Below are 23,128 nucleotides of genomic sequence, written 5' to 3' on the forward strand. Positions count from 1 at the left end.
TCAGCCCTCGGCCAGCAGGTCAGGGCGGTGCGCACGCGTGCGGGCCAGGCTCTGCTCGTGTCGCCACGCAGCGATCGCCCCGTGGTTGCCGCTGAGCAGGATCGGAGGCACGTCCAGTCCGCGCCATTGCGCGGGCTTGGTGTAGCTCGGGTACTCCAGCAGGCCGAGCTCGTGCGATTCCTCCACGAGGCTCTCGGGGTTGCCCACGACGCCGGGGATCAGGCGCGACACCGCTTCGATGACGGCCATCGCCGCCACCTCTCCCCCGTTGAGCACATAGTCGCCGAGGCTCACGAGCCGGACCCGCCCCCGGGCGGCGTAGTGGTCGACGACCCTCTGGTCGATGCCCTCGTAACGACCGCACGCGAACACGAGATGCTTCTCTTCGGCCAGCTCGCGTGCCATGGACTGCGAGAAGACCTCGCCGGCGGGCGACGGGACGAGCAGCACGGCATCCTCGCTGAGCACCGCGTCCAGGGCTTCGCCCCACGGCTCGGGCTTCATGACCATGCCCGCGCCGCCGCCGTACGGCGTGTCGTCGACCGTGCGGTGACGATCGTGGGTCCACTCCCGCAGATCGTGCACGTGCATGTCGAGAATTCCGCGGTCACGAGCCTTGCCGATGAGCGAGACGCCCAGCACGTCGAAGAACGTCGGGAAGATCGTGACGATGTCGACGCGCATGCCATCGACATTACAACCGCCGGGTCGCGGCATCCGTCGTCGTGTTTCCGACGTGTGTCGGGGTGTCAACCGCGCCGCGCCGTCATCCGTGATGGAGAAGTGACCGAGAAGTAACCGGACCCGGCATCGGCCCGAAACACCCCCTTCATAGCGTGAAGTCATACTCACCAACGAGGAGGCGTCATGACCACGACCGTCACTCCGTCCACGACGGATGCTCCGCCCCGCACCACCGCCACCGGCACCGGCACCGGCGTCGTCGAGCTCACACGCCGCCCGGGTCGCTGGATCGACGGGTGGAACCCCGAGGACTCCGCATTCTGGAAGGCGGAGGGCCGCGCGATCGCGCGCCGGAACCTGGGGTGGTCGATCTTCGCCGAGTTCCTCGGTTTCATCATCTGGCAGCTGTGGAGCATCGTCGTGGTGATGCTGCCCGCCGCCGGTTTCCAGCTGACCAGCTCCGAGGCGTTCTGGCTCATCTCGTTGCCGAGCCTCGTGGGGGCCACGCTGCGCTTCCCGTACACGTTCATGGTCGCCGTCTTCGGCGGCCGCAATTGGACCATCGTCTCGGCCGGTCTGCTGCTCATCCCGGCGGTGCTGCTCGGGATCGTGGTGTCCAACCCTGAGACTCCCTTCGGCGTGCTCCTGCTGGTCGCGGCCCTCGGCGGAGTGGGCGGCGGCAACTTCGCCAGCTCGATGGCCAACATCACCTACTTCTTCCCGCAGAGGGAGAAGGGCTGGGCGCTCGGGCTCAACGCCGCCGGCGGCAACCTCGGCACGTCGGTCGCCCAGTTCGCGGTCCCCATCGCGGTGACCGTCGGCGCGGCCGCGACCCTGAACATCGCGCTGGCCGGATGGATGTGGATCCCCCTCATCCTGGTCGCGATGTGGGGCGCGTGGCGGTACATGGACAACCTGTCCTCGGCCAAGGCCGACTTCGCCGGCTCGGCAGCGGCGCTGCGCGAACCCCATCTGTGGCTCATGGCACTGCTGTACATCGGCACGTTCGGCTCCTTCATCGGCTTCGCGAGCGTCTTCCCCAAGCTGATCGCCGACCAGTTCCCCGACTTCTCCACATTCCAGGTCGGACAGGCGGCGATCTCGCTGGCGTTCCTCGGTGCGCTCATCGGCTCGCTCGCCCGGCCCTACGGCGGACGGCTCGCGGACCGCTTCGGCGGCGCCCGGGTCACCGTCGGCGCATTCGCGGTCATGGCCCTCGGTGCACTCGGGCTCATCTGGACTCTGCCGCTGCAGAGCTTCTGGGTCTTCCTCGCATGCTTCCTCGTCCTGTTCGCTGCGACCGGGATGGGCAACGGCTCGACGTACCGCATGATCCCGAGCATCTTCGCCGCCCGGGGCATCGCGAAGGGCATCGTGCCGGGCACCCCGGAAGCGCTCGGAGTGCAGCGCAAAGCAGCCGCCGCGCTCGGTCTGATCTCGGCGATCGGCGCCTACGGCGGCTTCCTCATCCCTCAGGTGCTGAACGCATCCCAGCTGGCGACCGGAGGCTACAGCGCGGCCTTCATCGGGTTCATCGCGGGCTACATCGCCCTGCTGGTGATGACCGTGCTGGTCTATGTGATCCCGCGTGCCTCACTTGCGAAGCAGCGCATCTGACCGGAGCGGGACGACGAGAAGAGCGGATGCCTCGGTTCGAGGCATCCGCTCTTCTCTGCGCGCATTCAGTAGACGTCGCGGGCGTAGCGGCCTTCGGCGGCGAGCCGCTGCTTGTACTCCAGGGCGTCGTCCTCCGAGAGCCCGCCGTGCTGCTGGGCGATCGTGACGAGCGTCGCGTCGACGTCTCGCGCCATGCGCGCCGCATCGCCGCACACGTACACGTGCGCGCCCTCCTCGATCCAGCGCCACACCTGAGCCCCGTGCTCGATCATGCGGTCCTGCACGTAGACCTTCTGCCGCTGGTCTCGCGAGAAGGCGAGGTCGAGGCGGGTGAGGAATCCGTCCTCGCGCATCTCGAGCAGCTCGTCACGGTAGTAGAAGTCGCTCTCCTCGTGCTGCTCGCCGAAGAAGAGCCAGTTGCGGCCGGTGTGGCCGTCGGCGCGGCGATCGTGCAGGAATCCGCGGAACGGCGCGATGCCGGTGCCCGGGCCGATCACGATCATCGGCGCGTCCGGCGACGTCGGCGGCCGGAAGCCCGGGGTCCGTTGCAGGTACACGGGGGCGGACGCCCCCACGCCGCCGGCGAGGAACGTCGAGCAGACACCGCCGCGTGCGCGGCCCGCCTCCGTCTCGAAGCGCACCACCGACACGGTGAGCTCGACGCTGTCGGGATCGGTCTTGGGGCTCGACGAGATCGAGTACTGGCGAGGCTGGAGCCGCTTGAGCACCCCCACCCACTCCGCGGCGGTGGCCTGCACAGGATGGTCGCGCACGAGGTCGACGGCCTGCTGGCTCCACAGGAACTGCTCGAGCCGCCCCTTGTTCTCGCGACGCAGGAGTGCCGCGAGCGTGGTGTCGTCGCTGCGCTCCGCGATGAAGCGGACGAGTTCGGGCGGAGTCTTCGTGATGTCGAGTCGCGTGCGCAGCGTCTCGCCGAACGTGCGCTCCTCGCCGTCGATCTCGATGATGGTCGTCGCGGCGATGCCGGTGGCCTCGAGCCACTCCGCCACGACGCCCGGGCTGTTCGAGCACACCACTCCGAGGGAGTCGCCGGCCTCGTACGTCGCCCCCGAGTCCGACAGGTCGAACGCGAACCGGCGCACCTCCTTGTTCGACCCCGGGCCGCTGAGCAGCTCGTCGCGCACGAGCGTCGCGCGCACCGGGTTGGATCGCGTGAACAGGCGCCGCATCGGTGCGACCGCAACGGATGCCGGCGCCGCGGCGGCGTCTGGAGAGGGAGCGGGGACCGTCCCCGCCACGAGCAGCTCCACGACCTGCGCGAGCCACGCAGCCCCGGGCTGCTCGGAGTCGGGCTCGAGCTCGACGCGCTCCAGCAGGGCCGTCGCGCCGAGCTCGCCGAGGCGGTCGTCGATCCGTCTGCCGTGACCGCAGAAGTCGTCGTAGTTGGAGTCTCCCATCGCGAGCACGGCATACTCCAGCCCGCTGAGTGCCGGGGCGCCGTCGGCGCTCAGCTCGCGCCACAGGGCCGCGCCGTTGTCAGGAGGCCCGCCGTCCCCGAAGGTCGAGGTGATGACGAGCAGGCGCCGTACCGCCGCGAGCTCGGCGGCTCTGACCTCCGACATGCTGCGGGTGCGCGCGGGGATGCCGCGGGCGGCGAGCGCGCCGGCCGCACTCGCCGCGAACTCCTCCGCGGTGCCGGTCTGCGATCCCCACAGCACGAGGACCTCGTCGGCCGGGGTCGAGGCGGCCGCGCCGGAGCCGATCGTGGTCCGTGAATACGCGCCGGCGAGGACGCCGTCGAACCAGGCTCTGGCGAGCCTTCCGAGCGGCGATTCCGCCGGCAGGACGGGCACCTCACCCGGCGCGAGCGTGCGCGACCGCAGCGTCGTGAGGAACCCGGCGATGTACGCGCTCTCGCTGTCGGAGAGTGTCGGCACCATGCCGAGGCCCACTCCGGCGCGCGCCAGCGCCTCCTCGGCGGCCGTGACATCGTGCGGCGAGGCCTCTTCGCCCGCCGGCGCGGCTGTCGGCCCGACACGCCGCAGCGTCACGGCCGCGAACTTGAGCTCCGGCTGCGCGGAATCCGCGTCGACGGCGTCGCTGGTCACGGCGTTGACGGTGACGTACTCGCCGTGCTCGTCGTTCCAGTGGAAGGGGGCGAAGAGGTCTCCCCGGCGCACGCGCTCGCTCACGACCGCGGGGACGACGAACCGGCCACGTCGCGACGACACCTCGATCAGGTCGCCCTCGGTGATCCCCTGTGCGCGCGCGTCGTCGGGATGCAGCTCGACGAACGGTCCCGGGTTGAGTTTCGTGAGCTTCGCGATCTTGCCGGTCTTGGTCATGGTGTGCCACTGGTGCGGGAGCCGCCCCGTGTTCAGCACCCACGGGAAGTCGTCGTCGGGCATCTCGGCGGGGTCCATGTGCGGGCGCGCCAGGAACTGCGCCCGTCGCGACGGGGTGGCGAACGCGAGGCCGGGAACGGAGCCGTCGGCCTCGACGCGCAGGGTCTGACTCACGCCGTCGTTGAGATAGCGGACCGGATGTCTCGTGGCATCGTCGTCCGGCGGCGCCGGCCACTGCACCGGCGTCTGACGCAGTCGCTCGTACGTGACCCCGCGCACGTCCCACCCGGTCTGCGGGTTCCAGAAGCGGCGGATCTCGTCGAAGACCTCCTCGCTCGAGGCGAAGTCGAAACCCTCCGAGTACCCCATCGCACGCGCGACCCGGCAGATCAGCAGCCAGTCCGGCTGTGCGTCGCCCGGCGCCGGCACCACGTCCTGCACGAGGGTCATGGTGCGGTCGCTGCTGACGGTGACGCCGTCCGACTCCACCCACAGCGTCGCCGGCAGCAGGATGTCGGCATAGGCGTTCGTCGCGGTCTCGGTGTAGACGTCCTGCGCGATGACGAGTTCCGCCGACTCCAGCGCCTCGATGACGGTCCTGCGGTTCGCCACGGACGCGACGGGATTGGTGCAGATGATCCAGGCGGCCTTGATGTCACCCGCGGCCATCCGCCGGTACAGGTCGATCGTGCCGTTGCCCGCTTCGGCGCGGATGGCGCCGGGCTCGAGCCCCCACACCTCCTCGACGAAAGCGCGATCGTCGGGGCTGAAGACGGCGCGCTGCCCGGGCAGCCCCGGGCCCATGTAGCCCATCTCGCGTCCGCCCATCGCGTTGGGCTGCCCGGTGAGCGAGAACGGCCCGCTGCCGGGCCGGCAGATCGCCCCGGTCGCCAGGTGCAGGTTGCAGATCGCGTTGGTGCTCCACGTGCCGTGCGTGGACTGGTTGAGCCCCATCGTCCACAGGGTCATCCACTCCCCCGCTTCGCCGATCCAGCGGGCGGCGGTACGGATGTCGTCCTCGGCGAGCCCCGTGAGCTGCGCCACTCGCGGTGGCGAGTAGTCGGCGAGGAACGAGGGCATCCGGTGCCAGCCCTCCGTGTGAGCGGCGATGAAGTCCTCGTCGATGTCGCCCGCCTCGACCAGGAGGTGCAGCAGGCCGTTGAGGAGCGCGAGGTCGGTGCCTGGGGCGATCTGCAGGAACAGATCTGCCCGGTCGGCAGTCGCTGTGCGCCTCGGGTCGACCACGATCAGCCGCGCACCCTGCTTCAGCCGATCGGCCATCCGCAGGAACACGATCGGATGGCAGTCGGCGGCGTTGGAGCCGATGACGAAGAACAGATCCGCCCGGTCGAGGTCCTCGTACGAGCCCGGCGGGCCGTCCGCCCCGAGCGACTGCTTGTAGCCGGTGCCTGCCGACGCCATGCACAGCCGCGAGTTCGACTCGATGTGGATGCCTCCGACATACCCCTTGACGAGCTTGTTCGCGAGATACTGCGCCTCCATGCTCATCTGGCCCGACACGTAGAGCGCGATGGCATCGGGGCCGTGCTCGTCGACGATCGCACGGAGCCTGCGGCCGGCATCCGCCACCGCTTCGTCGAGTGGGACGGGAACGGCATCCTCGCCACGAGCCGGTCTGATGTGCGCCGTGGTCATCCGCCCAGGCGCGCGCATGAGATCCGCGTGCGTGGCGCCCTTCGTGCAGAGGCGACCGTGATTGGTCGGGTGAGTGACGTCGCCGGCGACCTTCGCGATGGCGAGCGGATGCCCCTGCCCGGCGCCTGCGGTCGTGACGGTGATGCCGCAGCCGACGCCGCAGTACGAGCACACGGTGCGCACAGCAGCCGGGCTCGACTCTTCCGCCGGCCCGGCGACCGGAATGCCCGGGAGACGTGTGGCTGCGCCCATGCCTCCGATGATCCGTCACCGAGGTTCCGGGACGTTTCCCGCAGTGTTTCCCGCAGATCACATCTGCTGCACGTGCTCGCGGGAGAGGAAGTGAGCCGGATCAGGCCTCGGCGGGCGCGCTCTCGGCGGGGGGCTCGGGCTGCTCGTCCTCGCCGTCGGGGGCGAGTTCTTCGAACAGTCCCGGAGGCGGGGTGACGACCACTCGACCGCCGGCCACGTCTACCTCGGGAACGATCGCCTTGACGAACGGCACGAGAACCTCGTCGTCGGATGCGGCGGGACCGCCGGAGCGGCGAATGATCAGAAGGTCCTGCGCCGGGAAGTGGTCGACCCGGACCACGCGGCCGACCGAGACGCCGTCGCGGACGACGTCGAGCCCGACCAGCTGGTGATCGAACCAGGCGTCGTCTTCGGTGGGAACCGCTTCGGCGTCCTCATCCACCCAGAGGATCGCGCGGATGAGATCCTCGGCGGCGCTGCGGTCCTCGACACCCTCGAAGAACGCGACCGGGTGGCTGTTCATCCACTTGAACTCACGGACGGTGAGCTTCTTGCCGTGCCACGGCGAGGACTCGGGCACCTGCAGCGTGAACGTGGCACCGGGGACGAAGCGCCCATCGGGATCGTCGGTGTAGAGCTCGAGCTTGATCGCACCCTTGAGGCCGTGGGCCTTGACGAGCCGGCCGACGCGGAGCTGCGTCTTGCCGGCGGGCGGCGTGCTCTTGGCGGCCTTCGATGCAGCGTCGGGCTGCGTCTGGGCCTCTTCGTCAGACACCTCAGTCGTCCGCGACGTCGACGCGGACTCTGCGTCCGTCAGCGAGCGAGCCGATGAGGGTGCGGAGGGCTTTGGCCGTGCGGCCGCCGCGCCCGATCACGCGACCCCGGTCATCGGGGTGGACGTGCACCTCGAGCACGTCGCCTCGCGGCGACGTGGAGGAGTCGATGCGCACGGCGTCCGGGTGATCCACGATCCCCTTGACGACGTGCTCGAGCGCGGCGGCGAGCAACGGACTACGCCTCGGTCGACTCGGCGGCGTCGGCCGCGTCGTCGGCGGGAGCCGCAGCGGGCTCCTCGGTCTTCTTCTCGGCCTTGGGCTTGACGACCGACTTCTTCGCGGAGTCGATCTCGAACGCCGGCTTGGCCTCGGCGGTCTTCACGGTCGAGACCGCGTTGGCGTCGCCCTTGAAGCGGCCCCAGTCGCCCGTGAGCTTGAGGAGGGCGCGAACCTGCTCGGTCGGCTGGGCGCCGACGCCGAGCCAGTACTGCGCGCGCTCGGAGTCGACCTCGATCAGCGAGGGCTCCTCGGTGGGGTGGTACTTGCCGATCTCCTCGATGACACGACCATCGCGCTTGGTGCGCGAGTCGGCGACGACGATGCGGTAGTAGGGCGCACGGATCTTGCCCAGGCGCTTGAGACGGATCTTGACAGCCACGATTCTCCTGAATGTGTGGAAAGTGAAACGAACTGGTCGCCTGGAGCGTGGGGTGCACACCCGGCGGAAGCTCTGAGGAGGATCAGCACGCTGGATAGAGGGTCGAGCGGCCGATCCGACCCTTTATTCTGCCAGATGACGCACCGTGCCGCGAACCGGCCGGCACCGATGCCCTCGCATGCCACAATGTGCGGATGACGGTGCCCTTCGCGACATCCGCCCGCTCCTCGGTCGGGCTGGAGTGGGAGATCATGCTCGCCGACGTCGAGACAGGGGATCTGTCTCCCCGGGCGCCGGACATCCTCGCGACCGTCGAAGAGGCATCCGCCCTCGAGCGCTACACGGTGACCGGCGAGCTTCTCACCAACACCGTGGAGGTCACCAGCGGCGTGGGCGACACCGTCGCGGCCGCGGTGGACGACATCGCGGACGCCATCGCGGCGGTCCGCACCTTCACGGATTCGCACGGCATCGACCTGCTGTGCGCCGGCAGCCACCCGTTCGCGCAGTGGTACGACCAGCAGGTCACCGACAAGACCCGCTACCACAAGCTGATCGAGCGCACCCAGTGGTGGGGGCGGAACATGATGATCTGGGGCATCCATGTGCATGTCGGCGTCGATGACGTCAACAAGGTGTTCCCGATCATCAACGCTCTCGCCGTGTATCTGCCTCACCTGCAGGTACTCTCGGCCTCCAGCCCGTTCTGGGCCGGGGATCGCACCGGCTACGCCTCGAACCGCGCGCTGGTGTTCCAGCAGCTGCCGACCGCCGGCCTGCCGTGGCCCCTCCAGGACTGGTCGCAGTTCGAGGGGTATCTCGACGACATGGTGGGGACCGGGGTCATCGACGATGTCACCGAGGTCCGGTGGGACATCCGCCCGGCACCGCGCTGGGGGACGATCGAGGTGCGCGCATGCGACGGCATGTCGACGCTGCCCGAGCTCGCCGCGGTCGCCGCGCTCGTGCAAGTGCTCGTCGAGATGTTCTCGCGCCGGCTCGACGAAGGACTGCCGCTGGAGACCATCCAGCCGTGGTTCATCCGCGAGAACAAGTGGCGTGCTGCTCGGTACGGCATGGATGCGCGCGTCATCGTCGACCACGAAGGCACGCAACGACCGGTCGTCGAGCATCTGCGCGACACCCTCGAACAGGTCGCCGACATCGCCGTCGAGCTCAAGTGCGCTCGCGAGCTCGCCGGCATCGAGACGATCCTGACCGAAGGTGCGAGCTATGCGCGCCAGCTCGCGGTGGCCGATGCCGCCGATGGCGATCTGCGGGCGGTGGTCCGTCACCTCGTGGGCGAGTTCCGCTCGGGCCCGACACTTCGCGACCACCTCGCCTCGGGCGGTTAGCGGGTCCGCGCAGAGGCCCGCAGCCCGGTTGATACGCGCCGCACCAGGCCTCGTCAGCCGCGGCCGAGGAGCTTCTGCAACTCGGCGAGGTCGGCCTCGCTCGGTGCGCCCTGCGACGCGCCCCCGAGGCCGAAGCCCGAACCGGTGGGAGCCTGCGGGGCCTGCGCGATTCCGGCGTTCTCAGCGGCACGCTTGGCGGGGTTGCCCGACCGCGATCCCTGTGCTGATTGCTTGTTCCGGGCCTTCTGCTGCTTGCCGCGCTTGGACGAGGCGCCAGGGCGGCCGGCGCCGGGCATGGGTCCCATGCCGGGGATGTTCGGGACGCCGCCGCGTGCGACCGTCTTCATCATCTTCGCGGCCTGCTCGAAGCGCTGCACGAGCTGGTTGACGTCGGTCACCGTCATGCCCGAGCCGCGGGCGATGCGCAGGCGTCGCGAGCCGTTGAGCACCTTCGGGTTGCGTCGCTCCCCCGGAGTCATCGACCGGATGATCGCCTCGGTGCGATCGATCTCGCGCTCATCGAAGTTCTCGAGCTGGTCCTTCATCGACCCCATGCCCGGGAGCATCCCGAGCATCTTCTTCATGGAGCCCATCTTCTTCATCTGCTGCATCTGCTCGAGGAAGTCCTCGAGCGTGAAGGTCTCGCTCGCGAGCTTCTCGGCGACCTTGATCGCCTCTTCCTCGTCGAAGGCCTGCTGTGCCTGCTCGATGAGGGTCAGGATGTCGCCGAGGTCGAGGATGCGCGACGCCATACGGTCGGGGTGGAATGCCTCGATGTCGTCGAGACCCTCGCCGGTCGAGGCGTAGATGATCGGGCGGCCGGTGACCGAGGCGACAGAAAGCGCCGCGCCTCCACGGGCGTCGCCGTCGAGCTTCGAGAGCACCACGCCGGTGAAGTCGACGCCGTCCTGGAACGCCTTGGCCGTGTTGACGGCATCCTGTCCGATCATCGCGTCGATGACGAACAGCACCTCGTCCGGGTCGGTGGCCTTGCGGATGTCGGCGGCCTGCTTCATCAGCTCGGCGTCCACGCCCAGACGACCGGCGGTGTCGATGATCACGACGTCGTGCTGCTGACGACGAGCGACCTCGACGCCGTCGCGAGCGACGCGCACCGGGTCTCCGACGCCGTTGCCGGGCTCGGGTGCATAGATCGCGGCTCCGGCACGCTCGGCGACGACCTGCAGCTGGTTCACCGCGTTGGGACGCTGCAGGTCGGCGGCGACGAGGAGCGGCGTGTGGCCGTCCTTCTCGAGCTGATGTGCCAGCTTGCCGGCGAACGTCGTCTTTCCGGACCCCTGGAGTCCCGCGAGCATGATCACCGTCGGCGGGTTCTTCGCGAACTGCAGGCGACGCTGCTGTCCGCCGAGGATCGCCACGAGCTCCTCGTTGACGATCTGCACGACCTGCTGCGCCGGGTTGAGCGCGCGGTTGACCTCGTCACCGAGGGCTCGCTCCCGCACCTTGGCCGTGAAGTCCTTGACCACGGGGAGCGCCACGTCGGCGTCCAGGAGCGCGCGTCGGATCTCGCGGACCGTGCCGTCGACGTCCGCGGGCGTGAGCTGCCCCTTCTTGCGGAGGTTGCGGAAGGTCTCGGTGAGCCGGTCGGAGAGAGTGCCGAAAGTCGCCATGATCCCCCGATTCTACGCGAGCGGAACGGTCAGTCCGCCGGTCCCAGCTCCTGGAACAGCGTGAGCTGCAAACCGGCCGGGCCGCGCAGGCGCGCGTTGATCGAGCGCCACGGCGTCTCGCGGGCGGATGCCTCGAGCTGCGCCCCCGCGCCGGCCAGGGTCTGCGCGGCGGCGGCGGTGTCGTCGACCTCGAGCGCGAGGCGGATGCGCTCGCTCGGCGCGTCGCCGTCGGTCTCGACGCGGTCGATGAATTCCACCTGCGCGGGGTTGGACAGTTCGAGCGTCGCGCGTCCCGCGTCGAGGATGGCGACACGCGCGCCGCCCTCCGCCTCGTACGCCTCGCTCTGCGGCATGCCGACGACATCGCGATAGAACGCCAGCGCGTCCTCGAAGTCGGCGGCGCGGACGACGACGCGAAGCTGGTGGACGGCTCCCGTGGCCGGGGGAACAGTCACCGACGCGGCCGTGTCCGCCGCGCGCGCGAGGAATCGCTCGAGCGACGTCACCCCGGCGCCGTCGTGCGCCCAGGCCTCGATCGCCGCCAGCACAGCCCCGCCCCACGCAGCGCCGGCCACCTCGGCATGCAGCCGGTCGGCGCCGCCGCGAACGAGATGCTCCGTCACAGCCCGCAGGATCCGGGAACGCCGGACGGATGCTTCCCGCTCGAGCTCCGCCGTCAGCCCCATGGCAGCGGCGTTCACGATGCCCAGCGCCAGGCTGTCGGGTGCGAAGTCCTCGGCCATGGCGAGCACGTGAGCGCGGACACCGGCTGCCGTGCGCTCCCCGCGCTCGCCGGCCAGCCCGCGCTCGAACGCGGCGATGCGATCGTCGAGCCCGGCCCACAGGATGTCCGACTTCGACGAGAAGTAGTTGAAGAAGCTGGAGCGGCTGACGCCTGCCCGGCTGGTGATGTCGACGATCGATGTGGCCTCGAAGCCCTGCTCCAGGAACAGCTCGCACGCGGCCTCGGCGAGCATCTCTCTCGACGAGGCCTTGGGCCGTCCCACCCGTCCGCTGCTTGTCACGTCGCCACGCTACCGGGCGACCTGCGCCGCAGCATCCGTTCTCGCGCGTTCGGGGTATTGTTGGACGCGATCCACCAATCGCCACGAGCGAAGGAGCATGATGCTCGAGATCCAGACGGTCGGCCTCTCGCCCGACCTCGTTCCCTACCTCGACGGGTGGGATCTGCAGCGCCGGGTCCATGCCGGTGTCGTGGCGGGTGAGCGACCCGACACTCTGCTCCTCCTCGAGCACGAGGCCGTGTACACGGCCGGCAAGCGCACCGAGACCCATGAGCGGCCCGCGGACGGCACGCCCGTGATCGACGTCGACCGCGGCGGCAAGATCACGTGGCACGGGCCCGGTCAGCTCGTCGGCTATCCGATCGTCCGGCTGGTCGAGCCCGTGGACGTCGTCGCGCATGTCCGCCGTCTCGAGCGACTGCTCATCGAGGCGCTGCACGCGCACGGCGTCGACGGCTACCAGGTCGAGGGCCGCAGCGGCGTGTGGGTCCGGCGACCCCTGTCGGAAGACAAGGTCGCCGCGATCGGCGTGCGTGTCGAGAAGGGCGTCACGATGCACGGCTTCGCCATCAACTGCGACAACACCCTCGCCGGGTTCCGCGGCATCATCCCGTGCGGGATCACGGATGCCGGGGTCACGACGATCAGCGAGATCGTCGGAGCGGATGTCGCCCCGAGCGACATCGTCGACACCGTCTCGCGTGTCTTCGACGCCGACTACGCGGCGGTGCCGGCATGAGCGCGTGCGGAACGGGCCCGGCCGCGGCGCCGGCCAGCGGTCCCGAGGGCCGAAAGCTGCTGCGCCTCGAGGTACGGAACGCCCAGACGCCGATCGAACGCAAGCCGGAATGGATCAAGACGAAAGCGAAGATGGGCCCCGAGTATCAGGCCCTTCACTCGCTGGTGAAGACCGAGGAGCTGCACACGGTCTGCCAGGAGGCCGGCTGCCCGAACATCTACGAGTGCTGGGAGGACCGCGAGGCCACCTTCCTCATCGGCGGCTCGCAATGCACGCGACGGTGCGACTTCTGCCAGATCGACACCGGCAAGCCGGCCGACTACGACGTCGACGAGCCGCGTCGTGTGGCCGAGAGCGTCGTGCGGATGAACCTGCGGTACGCCACGGTCACCGGCGTGGCCCGCGACGACCTCCCCGACGGCGGTGCGTGGCTGCACGCCGAGACGGTGCGCCAGATCCACGCGCAGAACCCGAACACCGGGGTGGAGATCCTCGCAACGGACTTCAACGGAGACCCGGCCCTGCTGCGCGAGGTCTTCGACTCCCGTCCCGAGGTCTTCGCCCACAACGTCGAGACGGTGCCCCGCATCTTCAAGCGCATCCGCCCCGCGTTCCGGTACGAGCGCTCGCTGGATGTTCTCACGCAAGCCCGGGACGCGGGCCTCATCACGAAGTCCAACCTGATCCTCGGCATGGGCGAGGAGCCCGAGGAGGTCGTGCAGGCTCTGCAGGACCTGCACGACGCCGGAACCGACATCATCACGATCACGCAGTACCTGCGGCCGACGCCCCGGCATCTGCCGGTCGCGCGGTGGGTCAAGCCCCAGGAGTTCGTCGAGTTCAAGGACGAGGCCGAGCGCATCGGCTTCCTCGGCGTGCTCGCCGGTCCGCTCGTGCGCTCGTCGTATCGTGCCGGGCGCCTGTGGGCGCAGTCGATGCTGTCGAAGGGCCGCGAGATCCCCGCACACCTCGCCCACATCGCCGAGGACGTCCACGTCGAGCGGGGCTTCGCTCAGGCCGTGTGAGCGGCGCGAGCGAAGCCGCTGCGGTGGCCGCAGCCGCCGTCAGTCGGCGCTGGTCACCGACAGCACGTCGCCGTCGGAGCCGAGGTTCACCAGCAGCACGTCATCGGTGGCGTCGGGATCGAGCGCGTACTCGAGGACGGCGAACGGGTCCGATCCGCCGTGCTCGTCGGCGAGGATCGTCATGCTCATCAGCTGCAGTGAGCGGATGACGTCGATCTGCACGTCGCCCGAGATGTCGACGAGCACGTCGTCGAGCGCTTCGCCGAAAGACTCCTGCTGCTGCAGGATGTACTCGGTCACCTCACTCGTGCGGTCGTTGAGCTCGTTGACCATGGCATTGCGAGCGCTGCGGTCGATGGTCTCGAGCGACGAGATCAGGCCGGCCGCGACATCGAGCGCCGCCTCCGACACGTCGTCCTGGTCGGGCGCGGTGAGATCCACCGTGACCGACTGATCCCCCAGTTCGACGTTCTCGGACCAGAAGATCGATCCGTCCGGTCCCGACTCGAGGAGTCCGAAGTAGTCGTGCTCGATCGCCATGCTCCTATGAAACCGCAACCGGGCGCGCACGCGATACCCCGCGCCGTGTGTGGCGCCGAAGCACTCGCGCCGCACCCTCAGTCGACGAGGGATGCCGCGAAGACATGCGGCGTGAATCCGGTGAGGTCGCCGATGCCCTCGCCCTGCCCGAGGAGCTTGACGGGGATGCCGGTCCGCTCCTGCACCGCAAGGACGAACCCGCCCTTCGCCGACCCGTCGAGCTTGGTCAGCACCAGCCCGGTCACCCCCGCGTGCTCGAGGAACGCCTGTGCCTGCATGACGCCGTTCTGCCCGGTGGTCGCATCGAGCACGAGCAGCACCTCGCTGATGGGCGCCTGCTTCTCGATCACACGTCGGATCTTGCTGAGCTCGTCCATGAGCCCGCCCTTGGTGTGCAGCCGACCTGCCGTGTCGACCAGCACGATCTCGGTGCCGGTCCGCTTGGCGTAGTCGATGGTCTGGAAGGCGACGGATGCCGGGTCCTGGCCTTCGTGCTGCGGCCGGACGATCGCCGCCCCGCCGCGTTCGGCCCACGTTGCGAGCTGGTCGACGGCCGCGGCACGGAAGGTGTCGGCTGCACCTACCACGACGGAGCGACCGTAGCGCTGCAGGAACTTCGCGAACTTGCCGATCGTCGTCGTCTTGCCGACGCCGTTCACCCCGACGACGAGCACGACGGCCGGTCGCTCGGTGAGCCGCAGCGTCGTGTCGAACTTGGCGAAGTGCTCCTCGAGGGTCTCTTTGAGCATGCGCTGCAGATCCCGCGGGTCGGTCGTGCGGAACCGCTCGACCTTCTCGCGCAGCTCGTCGACGATGCGCTCGGTGATGTCGGGGCCGAAGTCGGCCGTGAGCAGGGCCGTCTCCAGGTCTTCCCACGTCGTCTCGTCGATCGTGGGCTTGACGAACATCCCGCGCAGCGCGCGCCCGAGCGACCAGGAACTCTCAGCCATGCGACCAGCCTACGGTTCCACGCGGCGGAGCCCGACGTATCACCTCGGCGCCGCGCGGCCTCTCCTCCGCGAAGGCACAACGACCTCGCCCGCGAGCAGAGGAGAACCGATGGACGACGACCTGGAGACCCGGGACGGCAGGGACGATCCGCGCGCGCAGGCCGATGTGCTCGAACTCCTGCGTCTCGCCCGCGCCTTGGCGCGCCGGCCCGACGATGCGGGAGCCGCCCTGGACGAGCTCGGATTCGACGGCGACGCGCGGGCCCGGCTGGAACGCATCCTGGACGCATTGCGCGACGTGCGTGCGCCGGTGACAGGGGTCCTGGACCCAGGAGAGTCGCCGCAGTGGCAGCCGAGCGTGCTCGCGCCGGTGTTCTACGGATACACCGACCACGGGACGGCCGACGGACTGCCCGGGCCGGTTCGAGTCTTCTATCCGTCCGTCGACGGATCACCGCAAGACGCGCAGATGCTCACCGGCGTGGGTCGCTATCCCGTCGTGCTGTTCCTCCACGGGCAGTGCGCCGAGCCGGATCATTACCTGAAGTGGGATCTGGTGCCCATGCAGCTCGCTCGCAGCGGCTATGTCGTCGTCGTCCCGAAGCTCTCCAGCGCTCCTCCGTTCGGGGGCGCGGCAGGCGCCGACTTCACCGCCGCCACATCGGCTCTCACATGGGTGCGGGGGCAGTGGCAGCACCGCGCCGAGCTGATGCCCCGGCCGATGACGGGCGTCGTCGGTCATTCGTGGGGCGCTCTGCTGGGCGGTGTCGTGGCGGAGCACCTGCAGGCGCAGGGGTCGATCTCGGCATTCGCATCGCTGAGCGGCGGCTGGCTGGAGTGGCCGCCGAACCCGCCCCGGCCCCTCGATCTCGACTTCGCGACGCTGTTCGCGTGGGGCACCGGCCAGAGCGACCTGTTCGCTCAGCTGAGCGGACCGGCGGCTGCCGTCCTGGCGCAGCCGCGCGGAGCTGTGCACCACGTCGTCTTCCGCGACGGCGAGCACTTCGACTACTTCCGGGAGGGCTCCACCACCTGCGGTCGCGCGTTCCGCGGTCCGTGCAATCTCATGCGGCCGCTCGCCGCCGACTTCGTGACGACCTTCCTCTCGCACTACATGCCCCCGCAGCGGTGGAACGCGCTGTCGACTCTGATTCCGCATTCGCTCGTGCCGCCGCCGCTGGACCTCACTCCCCAGCAGGAGTTCTTCGCAGGCGGACACTTGACCGGGTTCGGGGGGATCCAGGCGGCGCGCACGTGCTCCGTGACGCACGGCTGGCATCTGCCGCCCTTCCTGCGCGGCTCGATCGTGCTCGGGGCCGGTTGACTCCGGCTCAGCTCGCGACGCGCTCGGCGATCCGCTGGCCCACGACGGCCGAGACACCGTCCTGCCGCATCGAGACGCCGTAGAGCGCGTCGGCGATCTCCATGGTGCGCTTCTGGTGCGTGATCACGATCAACTGGCTCGAGGCCCGGAGCTGCTCGAAGACACCCAGCAGGCGCCCCAGGTTCGCGTCGTCCAGCGCCGCCTCGACCTCGTCGAGGATGTAGAACGGGCTCGGCCGCGCCTTGAAGATGGCAGTCAGGAGGGCGACGGCGGCCAGGGACCGCTCTCCGCCCGAGAGCAGCGACAAGCGCTCGATCTTCTTCCCGACGGGACGCACCGCCACCTCGATTCCCGTCGTCAGCGGCGAGTCGGGGTCGGTGAGCGAGATGCTGCCGGTGCCGCCGGGGAAGAGGATCGGGAAGACCTCGCCGAAGGCGTTCCTGGTGTCTTCGAACGCGGCGAGGAAGATCGTCTGCATCCGCTCGTCGAGCTCCTCGATGATCGTCAGCAGATCCTTCCGGGTCTGCGTCAGATCGGCGAGCTGCTCGGTCATGAACTTGTGGCGCTGCTCAAGAGCTTCGAACTCCTCGAGCGCGAGCGGATTCACGCGCCCCAGCTGCCCCAGCTTTCGCTCCGCCTCCTGGAGGCGCCGGCGCTGCTGCGCACGATCGAACGGGACAGTGGCGGGCGCTTCCGGATCGGGCGCACCCTCGGCTGCCTCTGACTCCGCGACTGGCGCCGATTCGTCGGGAACGGGCTGGTCAGGTCCATATTCCGAAACAAGAATGTCCTCATCGAGGCCGAGCTCGGACTGCACCCGCTCGAGCAGGCCGTTCACGTGCAGGCGCTTCTCATGGATCTGCAGCTCGAGGCTGTGCACGCTCTCGGTGAGCCCGTTCAGCCGCTCGCGGAGGCCGGCCTCTTGCGAGCGCAGCTCCGCCAGCTCCGCGGTGAGCGCCGTGCGCTCGGACTCCGCCGCAGCCAGCTCGGCGCGTGCCTGGGCGAGCGATCGATCGACCGAATCGATGACCGCCGGAAGGTGGCCGGCCACTCCCGCGGCGATCTCGCGCTGCGCCCGGCGCACGACAGCGCGGCGTGCAGCCTCCGCGGCCGCTTCCTTCTCGCGCTCGCGCTGCCGCTCCAGAGCCACCACGCGCGCCTCGCCCGCACGGATCCGCTCTCGCAGCGTCTCGACTTCCAGACGCGCACGCATCTCGCCGTCGCGCGCCTCTTCGAGCGCCGCCAGCATGCCGTCACGCGCCGAGGCGTCGAGCATCGGGCGGGGCGCTTCGAGCGCCGCGGTGAGCTGGTCGCCGGCCGACCGCGCGGAGGCCTCCGCATCCTCGACGGCGGCGGTCGCCTGGGCGAGGCCCGATGCCAGCCGCTCGCACTCGGCGACGGCCGCCTCATGGCGCACGGTCGCGCGGTTGACCTGCTCCGCATGGGCGGCCAGGGCCGCGTCGTGCTCGCGCAGGGTCGTCAGCGCGGTCTTCGTCCGCTGGCGTGCGGTCTCGAGCTCACGAGTGGCATCGGCCAGCGCTTCGCGGAGCGAATCCGCGATCACCGTGATCTCGTCACGTCGATCAGCGGCCGCATCGCGCTCGGCGGCCAGCTCGAGGCGTGAGCGGGAGGCTCCGGCCCCCGCGCGCAGCGAATGCGCCGTGTAGACCTCACCCGCACGCGTCACCACGGTCACGAGCCCGACCTCGCCGGTCGGCGAGGCGACCATGTCGCGTGCCGATTTCAGATCCTCGGCCACCACGACGTGCGACAGCAGCGCGAGGACGCCTGCCGGAGCAGTCACCACGGTGGTGGCCCTCACGACGCCGGGCGCCTCGGCCGGCGCCGGCGATCCGGGCATCGCGGCCGTCGACGACGACGCGATCACGATGTCGACGACGCCGGCGTTCGCCGTGCGCGCGTGCTGCGCGAGGGCGAACGCGTCATCGCGATCTTCGACGAGGACACCCTCGGCCAACGGGCCGAGCACCGCCGCGATCGCGGCCTCGAAGCCGGGCTCGACCTGGACGGAGTCGCTCACGAGCCCCCGCACACCCGCGTGGTTCTGTGCGATCAATGCGGAGGCGCCGTTCTCGACGTCGAGCGCCCGGCCGAGCGCGGTCGTCTGCGCCGTGAGGGCGTCCTTCTCGCGCTCGGCCGCATGCAGTCGCTCACGCAGCGACGCCACGTTGGCCTCGACCTCGTTCGCCTCCCGCTGCGCGCGCTCATACGCGGCGGCGTGCTCGGCAGCCGTCGTCTCGGGCATCAGGTGCGGGTCCAGCCCCGCCAGCAGCTCTTCGGCCTCTGCCCGTCGCGCCAGAGCCGCGTCCAGCGCCTTCTGCTGACGCTCCACCGCGGTGCGCACCGCGGCGAGTGCGGAGGCGGCGGCCTCGGCCGATCCGCGCAGCGCGGTGATCCGCATGTCGTGCTCGGACACCAGGGCGCTCTGCGCCGCGATGTCGACGTCCAGAGCATCGAGTTCGGCGCGTGCCCGAACGACGTCGCGGGCCGCCTCGGCGGCGGCATCCTGTGCCGCGCCCAGCCCATCGCCGACGGCGTCGATCTCGGCGCGCGCCTCGTCGATCATGGCCTGCGAGACCGTCGTCAGCTCGATGCGCTCCTCGTCTTCCGCGTCACCCAGCAGCGCGAGCCGCTGCCCCGCGAGCGCGTAGAGGCTGCGCAGCCGTTCCTGCACCCGTTCGAGGCCGTGGACGACGCGCCGTGCGCGATCCACCGCCTCCGAGCGCTGATCGGACTCGAGCTGCTCGATCCGCACGCGCGCGTTGTCGAGGCGCTCCTGCAGCAGCATCCGCTCGGCGTGACGCTCCTGCTCGCTGCGGGCGTGCGAGGCGAGCTCTTCGCGCAGGCCGACGAGCTCGTCGGCGAGTAGACGGGCCTTCGCGTCACGGACCACCGCGGCGATGGTCGCGGCCTCGCGGGCGATCTCGGCCTGTCGGCCGAGCGGCTTCAGCTGCCGACGCAGCTCCCCCGCCAGGTCGCTCAAGCGCGTGAGGTTCGCCTCCATCGCCTCCAGCTTGCGGAGCGTCTTCTCCTTGCGGCGGCGGTGCTTGAGGATGCCGGCGGCTTCCTCGATGAACCCGCGACGATCCTCCGGTGTGGCCTGCAGCACGCTGTCGAGGCGGCCTTGACCGACGATGACGTGCATCTCGCGGCCGAGACCCGAGTCGCTGAGCAGCTCCTGCACGTCCAGCAGACGACAGGTCTCGCCGTTGATCGCGTACTCGCTGGCGCCGTTGCGGAAGAGCGTGCGACTGATGGTCACCTCGCTGTATTCGATCGGCAGCGCTCCGTCACTGTTGTCGATCGTCAACTGCACCTCGGCGCGCCCCAGCGGGCCGCGCGTGGCAGTGCCGGCGAAGATGACGTCCTCCATCTTGCCGCCGCGGAGGGTCTTGGCCCCTTGCTCGCCCATGACCCAGGCGAGCGCGTCGACGACGTTGGACTTGCCGGACCCGTTCGGACCGACGATGCACGTCACGCCGGGTTCGAAGGCGAAGGTCGTCGGCTGAGCGAACGACTTGAACCCTTTGAGCGTCACGCTCTTCAGGTGCATGCGATGCGCCCTCCAGCCCGGTCGATTACCCGCATACGCTACCCGAGGACAGGCGCGCGCCACGTTAGGCGAGCCGCACGACGACGATTCGCGACACGCCCGTCGTCCCCCGAATCTGCGAGAAAGCTTGACGCCGGTCTCAGAATCGCGCTACTGTCACTCTTCGCGTCTGAAGTCGAGAAAGGAGGTCCCCGATGATGCACATGAACAAGACACGTGTCACCGCCCCTGCGGGCGGATACGCCACTGCGTTCGCACCGGGGACCGTCTCCTCGGGCGCCACGCTGAGCCGGCGATTCCCCGCCGCCATCTGACCTCCGCAGGGGACGGGTCTGCCCGCTTCCGGGCGACCCTCCTGCGCGTCGGCCCTGTTTCCGGGTCCTGACCGCGCTCCCCTCCGCCGTCCTCCCGTCGTGCTGCGGCACGGCATCCCCGCGCCGGGCGATCGTCCGGAGCATCCTCCTCCCATCGAAAGAGTTCACATGAACACTCTGCTTGCGCCGCAGCGCCCCTCGGGCGTCCCCGATACGCTGCGGCTCCCCAGCCGCCACACCCACATCACCGTCCTGGACCGTCTGGCGCTCCGGATCGGCCTGCGCCTGCTCCTGTGGAGCACGCGCACCGGCCGGCTGACCGACGATCGTCCCCGGCACACCGCCGCATTCCGCCGGCAGGAGACCACCGCCCTGCGCGAGCGGGCTCACCGCCGCGAGGCTCTCCTCCTCGCTCCGCGCGCATGACGGCCATCGGGTCCGTCGCCCGGCCCTCCGGGCGACGGACCCACCCCACCTCCCGCACTTCGAGCACAAGGACGCCCTGACATGACAACCCTGACCGACATCGAGTTCCGGCCGCTGGTCGTTCCGGACTCCATCGACTCAGCCGACGCCGCCGACTTCGTAGAGATGGTGCGCGTCCGCAACCTCATCTACCGCGAGATCTCGGGTCACGATGACGAGAGCATCGCACCGGACGAGCTGCTCCCCCACTACCTGCCGAGCCGATATCAGCAACGCCACGCGTGGATCGTCGTCGAAGACGGCGCCGTCATCGGCCGCATCGGCGTCGACCTTCCTCACGAGGAGGGATCCAAGGTGGCGTTCTGGCTCATCGAGCTGCTGCGCGCGAACTGGGGCCGCGGAATCGGCTCCGCCGCCTACGACCTCGTCGAACGCGTGGCACGTGAGAACGGTCGCACCGTGCTGCAGTCATGGGCCGAGCATCCGGCGGCCGACGGTCCCCGGCTCTCGCCACCCACGGGCTTCGGCGACATCCCGGAAGACCACATCGCGCGCTTCTTCGTGCGACAGGGCTACACGCTGGAGCAGGTCGAGCGCGCCAGCGCGTTCGACCTGACGGGATCCTTCACCGAGGTGGAGCGCCTTCTGAACGAAGCCGCAGCCGCGTCGGCCGATTACCGCGTCGTGCAGTGGTTCGCCCCGACGCCGCCGGAGTTCGCCGACGGATACGCGTGGATGAAGTCCCGCATGTCGACCGACGCGCCCGCCGCGGCCCTGGAGTTCGACGAGGAGGCGTGGGATGCGGCGCGCATCGCCGAGCACGACGCGAAGTACACCGGAAGCGGACGGACGCTGCAGGTGACGGCGGCTCAGCACATCGCGACGGGTGCGCTCTGCGCGTTCAACGAACTCGTCGTGGGCAAGGACCGCACCGAAGCGAGCCACCAGGAGGACACGCTCGTCCTGAAGGAGCACCGCGGTCACAAGCTGGGAACGCTCGTCAAGTGCGCCGGGCTCATGTCCTGGCGTGAGGTGGCACCCCGGTCCCCTCGCATCATCACGTACAACGCAGAGGAGAACCGCCCGATGCTCGACATCAACGAGGCGATCGGATTCGCACCGATCGCGTACACCGGCGCATGGAAGAAGGTGCTCGATGACTGACCTGGCCGAAACCCCCGATCTCGTGACGGATGAAGCGATGACGGTGGAGCGCATCACCGTTCCCGGCACCCTCGAGGCACCGGACGCCCGCGTGTTCCTCGAGATGGTGCGCATCGCCAACGCGGTGTGCCGGCACGACGCCGGTCACGACTACCTGCGCGAAGAGCCCGAGGAGATGCTCGGGCTCTGGCAGGACCAGACCGACTGGACTCAGCTGGGGTTCGCGGTGATGCGCGGCGGCGACGTGCTCGGCGCGGTGAAGCTCATGATCTCGACCGAGCCGCACACGACGGCGCTCGAGTTCGACCTCATGGTCGATCCTCCTCACCGCGGTCGCGGCGTCGAGGAGCTCCTGCTCGCCGAGGTCGAGCGTGAGGCTCGAGAGCGCGGCATCAGCGTGATCCAGACCTGGACGCTGCATCGACCGTCGCTCGGCGGCGCGCGGCTCGAGCCGTCGACAGGGTGGGGCTCGATCCCGGCCGACGACCCTCAGACGGTGTTCTCACGACGGAACGGGTTCACCCTGGAGCAGGTCGAACGCAACAGCGTGTTCGATCTGACCTCGGACCCCGCGCCGATCGAGCGCATGCTCGCCGAAGCTGTCGCGGCCGCCGGCCCCGAGTATCGGCAGGTGTCGTGGACATCGCCCACGCCCGAGGAGTACGCCGAGGGATACGCCTTCGCCCTTTCACGCATGTCGACGGACGTTCCGGCGGGAGGCCTCGTCATCGAGGAGCAGCGCTGGGATGCCGCGCGTGTGCAGCGACGTGATGCCCGCCAGCAGGCACAGGGCCTCACGGTGTCCGTCGCGACCGTCGTGCACGAGCCGACCGGGACCATCGCCGCGTACAACGAGCTGGTCATCGCCGAGGATCACACCGGAGCGACGCAGCAGTTCGGCACGCTGGTGCTCAAGGAGCACCGCGGCCATCGCCTCGGCACGATCGTGAAGTGCGCGAACCTGCTGCGCTGGCGCACGGTGGTGCCCGAGTCGCCTCGGGTCTCGACGTTCAACGCCGAGGAGAACCGGCACATGCTCGACATCAACGAGAAGATCGGCTTCACACCCGCCTCGTACGCCGGTGCGTGGAAGAAGGTGCTCGCCGGCTGAG

General features: G+C 69.6%; 18 protein-coding genes. 8 read left to right on the top strand and 10 right to left on the bottom strand.

Annotated features, from left to right (window positions below; translation table 11 throughout):
* Entirely contained in the window at positions 1-684 is a 684-nt protein-coding gene (trmD, locus tag HF576_RS17625; protein WP_168914138.1) for a tRNA (guanosine(37)-N1)-methyltransferase TrmD, read from the bottom strand.
* Between the two features lie 183 nt (positions 685-867).
* Here trmD and HF576_RS17630 point away from each other — a divergent pair, with 183 nt between their 5' ends.
* On the top strand, positions 868-2,301 hold the full coding sequence (locus tag HF576_RS17630) for an MFS transporter (protein ID WP_168914139.1): 1,434 nt from the start codon (positions 868-870) through the stop codon (positions 2,299-2,301).
* A gap of 65 nt (positions 2,302-2,366) precedes the next feature.
* On the opposite strand, the gene HF576_RS17635 is transcribed toward HF576_RS17630, so the two are convergent.
* The 4 genes from HF576_RS17635 to rpsP form a co-directional block, all read right to left on the bottom strand.
* Positions 2,367-6,515 (bottom strand): bifunctional nitrate reductase/sulfite reductase flavoprotein subunit alpha, encoded by a 4,149-nt coding sequence (locus HF576_RS17635; protein ID WP_168914140.1) that lies wholly within the window; start codon positions 6,513-6,515, stop codon positions 2,367-2,369.
* Between the two features lie 100 nt (positions 6,516-6,615).
* On the bottom strand, positions 6,616-7,290 hold the full coding sequence (gene rimM, locus HF576_RS17640; protein ID WP_168914141.1) for a ribosome maturation factor RimM: 675 nt from the start codon (positions 7,288-7,290) through the stop codon (positions 6,616-6,618).
* 1 nt (position 7,291) lies between these two features.
* Positions 7,292-7,522 carry an RNA-binding protein gene (locus tag HF576_RS17645; RefSeq protein WP_168914142.1) on the bottom strand — a complete coding sequence of 77 codons (231 nt, stop codon included), beginning with the start codon at positions 7,520-7,522 and terminating at the stop codon, positions 7,292-7,294.
* Positions 7,523-7,526: 4 nt separating this feature from the next.
* Positions 7,527-7,949: a 30S ribosomal protein S16 gene (gene rpsP / locus HF576_RS17650; protein ID WP_168914143.1), complete on the bottom strand. Its 423-nt coding sequence runs from the start codon at positions 7,947-7,949 to the stop codon at positions 7,527-7,529.
* Positions 7,950-8,143: 194 nt separating this feature from the next.
* Between rpsP and HF576_RS17655 the strand changes: the two genes are divergently transcribed.
* The gene (locus HF576_RS17655; protein WP_168914144.1) at positions 8,144-9,304 is read left to right on the top strand and encodes a glutamate--cysteine ligase; all 1,161 of its coding nucleotides are present in this window, start codon (positions 8,144-8,146) and stop codon (positions 9,302-9,304) included.
* Between the two features lie 53 nt (positions 9,305-9,357).
* Here the strand turns inward: HF576_RS17655 and ffh are convergent, their stop codons facing one another.
* Both ffh and HF576_RS17665 read right to left on the bottom strand, forming a co-directional pair.
* Positions 9,358-10,935, bottom strand: coding sequence for a signal recognition particle protein (gene ffh, locus HF576_RS17660; RefSeq protein ID WP_168914145.1), 1,578 nt, complete (start codon positions 10,933-10,935; stop codon positions 9,358-9,360).
* Positions 10,936-10,964: 29 nt separating this feature from the next.
* Entirely contained in the window at positions 10,965-11,960 is a 996-nt protein-coding gene (locus HF576_RS17665; protein WP_168914146.1) for a TetR family transcriptional regulator, read from the bottom strand.
* Positions 11,961-12,057: 97 nt separating this feature from the next.
* Here HF576_RS17665 and lipB point away from each other — a divergent pair, with 97 nt between their 5' ends.
* The gene (gene lipB / locus HF576_RS17670) at positions 12,058-12,699 is read left to right on the top strand and encodes a lipoyl(octanoyl) transferase LipB (protein ID WP_277348955.1); all 642 of its coding nucleotides are present in this window, start codon (positions 12,058-12,060) and stop codon (positions 12,697-12,699) included.
* Positions 12,696-13,724 (top strand): lipoyl synthase, encoded by a 1,029-nt coding sequence (gene lipA, locus HF576_RS17675; RefSeq protein WP_168914148.1) that lies wholly within the window; start codon positions 12,696-12,698, stop codon positions 13,722-13,724. Before lipB ends, lipA begins: the two co-directional genes overlap by 4 nt.
* 39 nt (positions 13,725-13,763) lie before the next feature.
* Here the strand turns inward: lipA and HF576_RS17680 are convergent, their stop codons facing one another.
* Positions 13,764-14,264: a DUF2004 domain-containing protein gene (locus tag HF576_RS17680; protein WP_168914149.1), complete on the bottom strand. Its 501-nt coding sequence runs from the start codon at positions 14,262-14,264 to the stop codon at positions 13,764-13,766.
* 77 nt (positions 14,265-14,341) lie between these two features.
* Positions 14,342-15,214, bottom strand: a complete 873-nt coding sequence (gene ftsY / locus HF576_RS17685) for a signal recognition particle-docking protein FtsY (protein ID WP_168914150.1) — start codon at positions 15,212-15,214, stop codon at positions 14,342-14,344.
* Positions 15,215-15,323: 109 nt separating this feature from the next.
* Here ftsY and HF576_RS17690 point away from each other — a divergent pair, with 109 nt between their 5' ends.
* On the top strand, positions 15,324-16,538 hold the full coding sequence (locus HF576_RS17690) for an alpha/beta hydrolase family protein (protein ID WP_168914151.1): 1,215 nt from the start codon (positions 15,324-15,326) through the stop codon (positions 16,536-16,538).
* 7 nt (positions 16,539-16,545) lie between these two features.
* Here HF576_RS17690 and smc read toward each other — a convergent pair whose 3' ends face one another.
* Positions 16,546-20,112, bottom strand: a complete 3,567-nt coding sequence (gene smc / locus HF576_RS17695) for a chromosome segregation protein SMC (protein ID WP_168914152.1) — start codon at positions 20,110-20,112, stop codon at positions 16,546-16,548.
* A 482-nt stretch (positions 20,113-20,594) separates the two neighbouring features.
* Between smc and HF576_RS17700 the strand changes: the two genes are divergently transcribed.
* The 3 genes from HF576_RS17700 (at position 20,595) to HF576_RS17710 (ending at position 23,127) form a co-directional block, all read left to right on the top strand.
* Positions 20,595-20,852, top strand: coding sequence for a hypothetical protein (locus HF576_RS17700; RefSeq protein WP_168914153.1), 258 nt, complete (start codon positions 20,595-20,597; stop codon positions 20,850-20,852).
* A gap of 81 nt (positions 20,853-20,933) precedes the next feature.
* Complete coding sequence (locus HF576_RS17705) at positions 20,934-22,016, top strand: GNAT family N-acetyltransferase (protein ID WP_168914154.1); 1,083 nt, start codon at positions 20,934-20,936, stop codon at positions 22,014-22,016.
* Complete coding sequence (locus HF576_RS17710; protein ID WP_168914155.1) at positions 22,009-23,127, top strand: GNAT family N-acetyltransferase; 1,119 nt, start codon at positions 22,009-22,011, stop codon at positions 23,125-23,127. Before HF576_RS17705 ends, HF576_RS17710 begins: the two co-directional genes overlap by 8 nt.
* Position 23,128: the final 1 nt, after the last annotated feature.

It is taken from the genome of Microbacterium salsuginis (assembly GCF_012524205.1).
GTDB classification, from domain to species: domain Bacteria; phylum Actinomycetota; class Actinomycetes; order Actinomycetales; family Microbacteriaceae; genus Microbacterium; species Microbacterium salsuginis.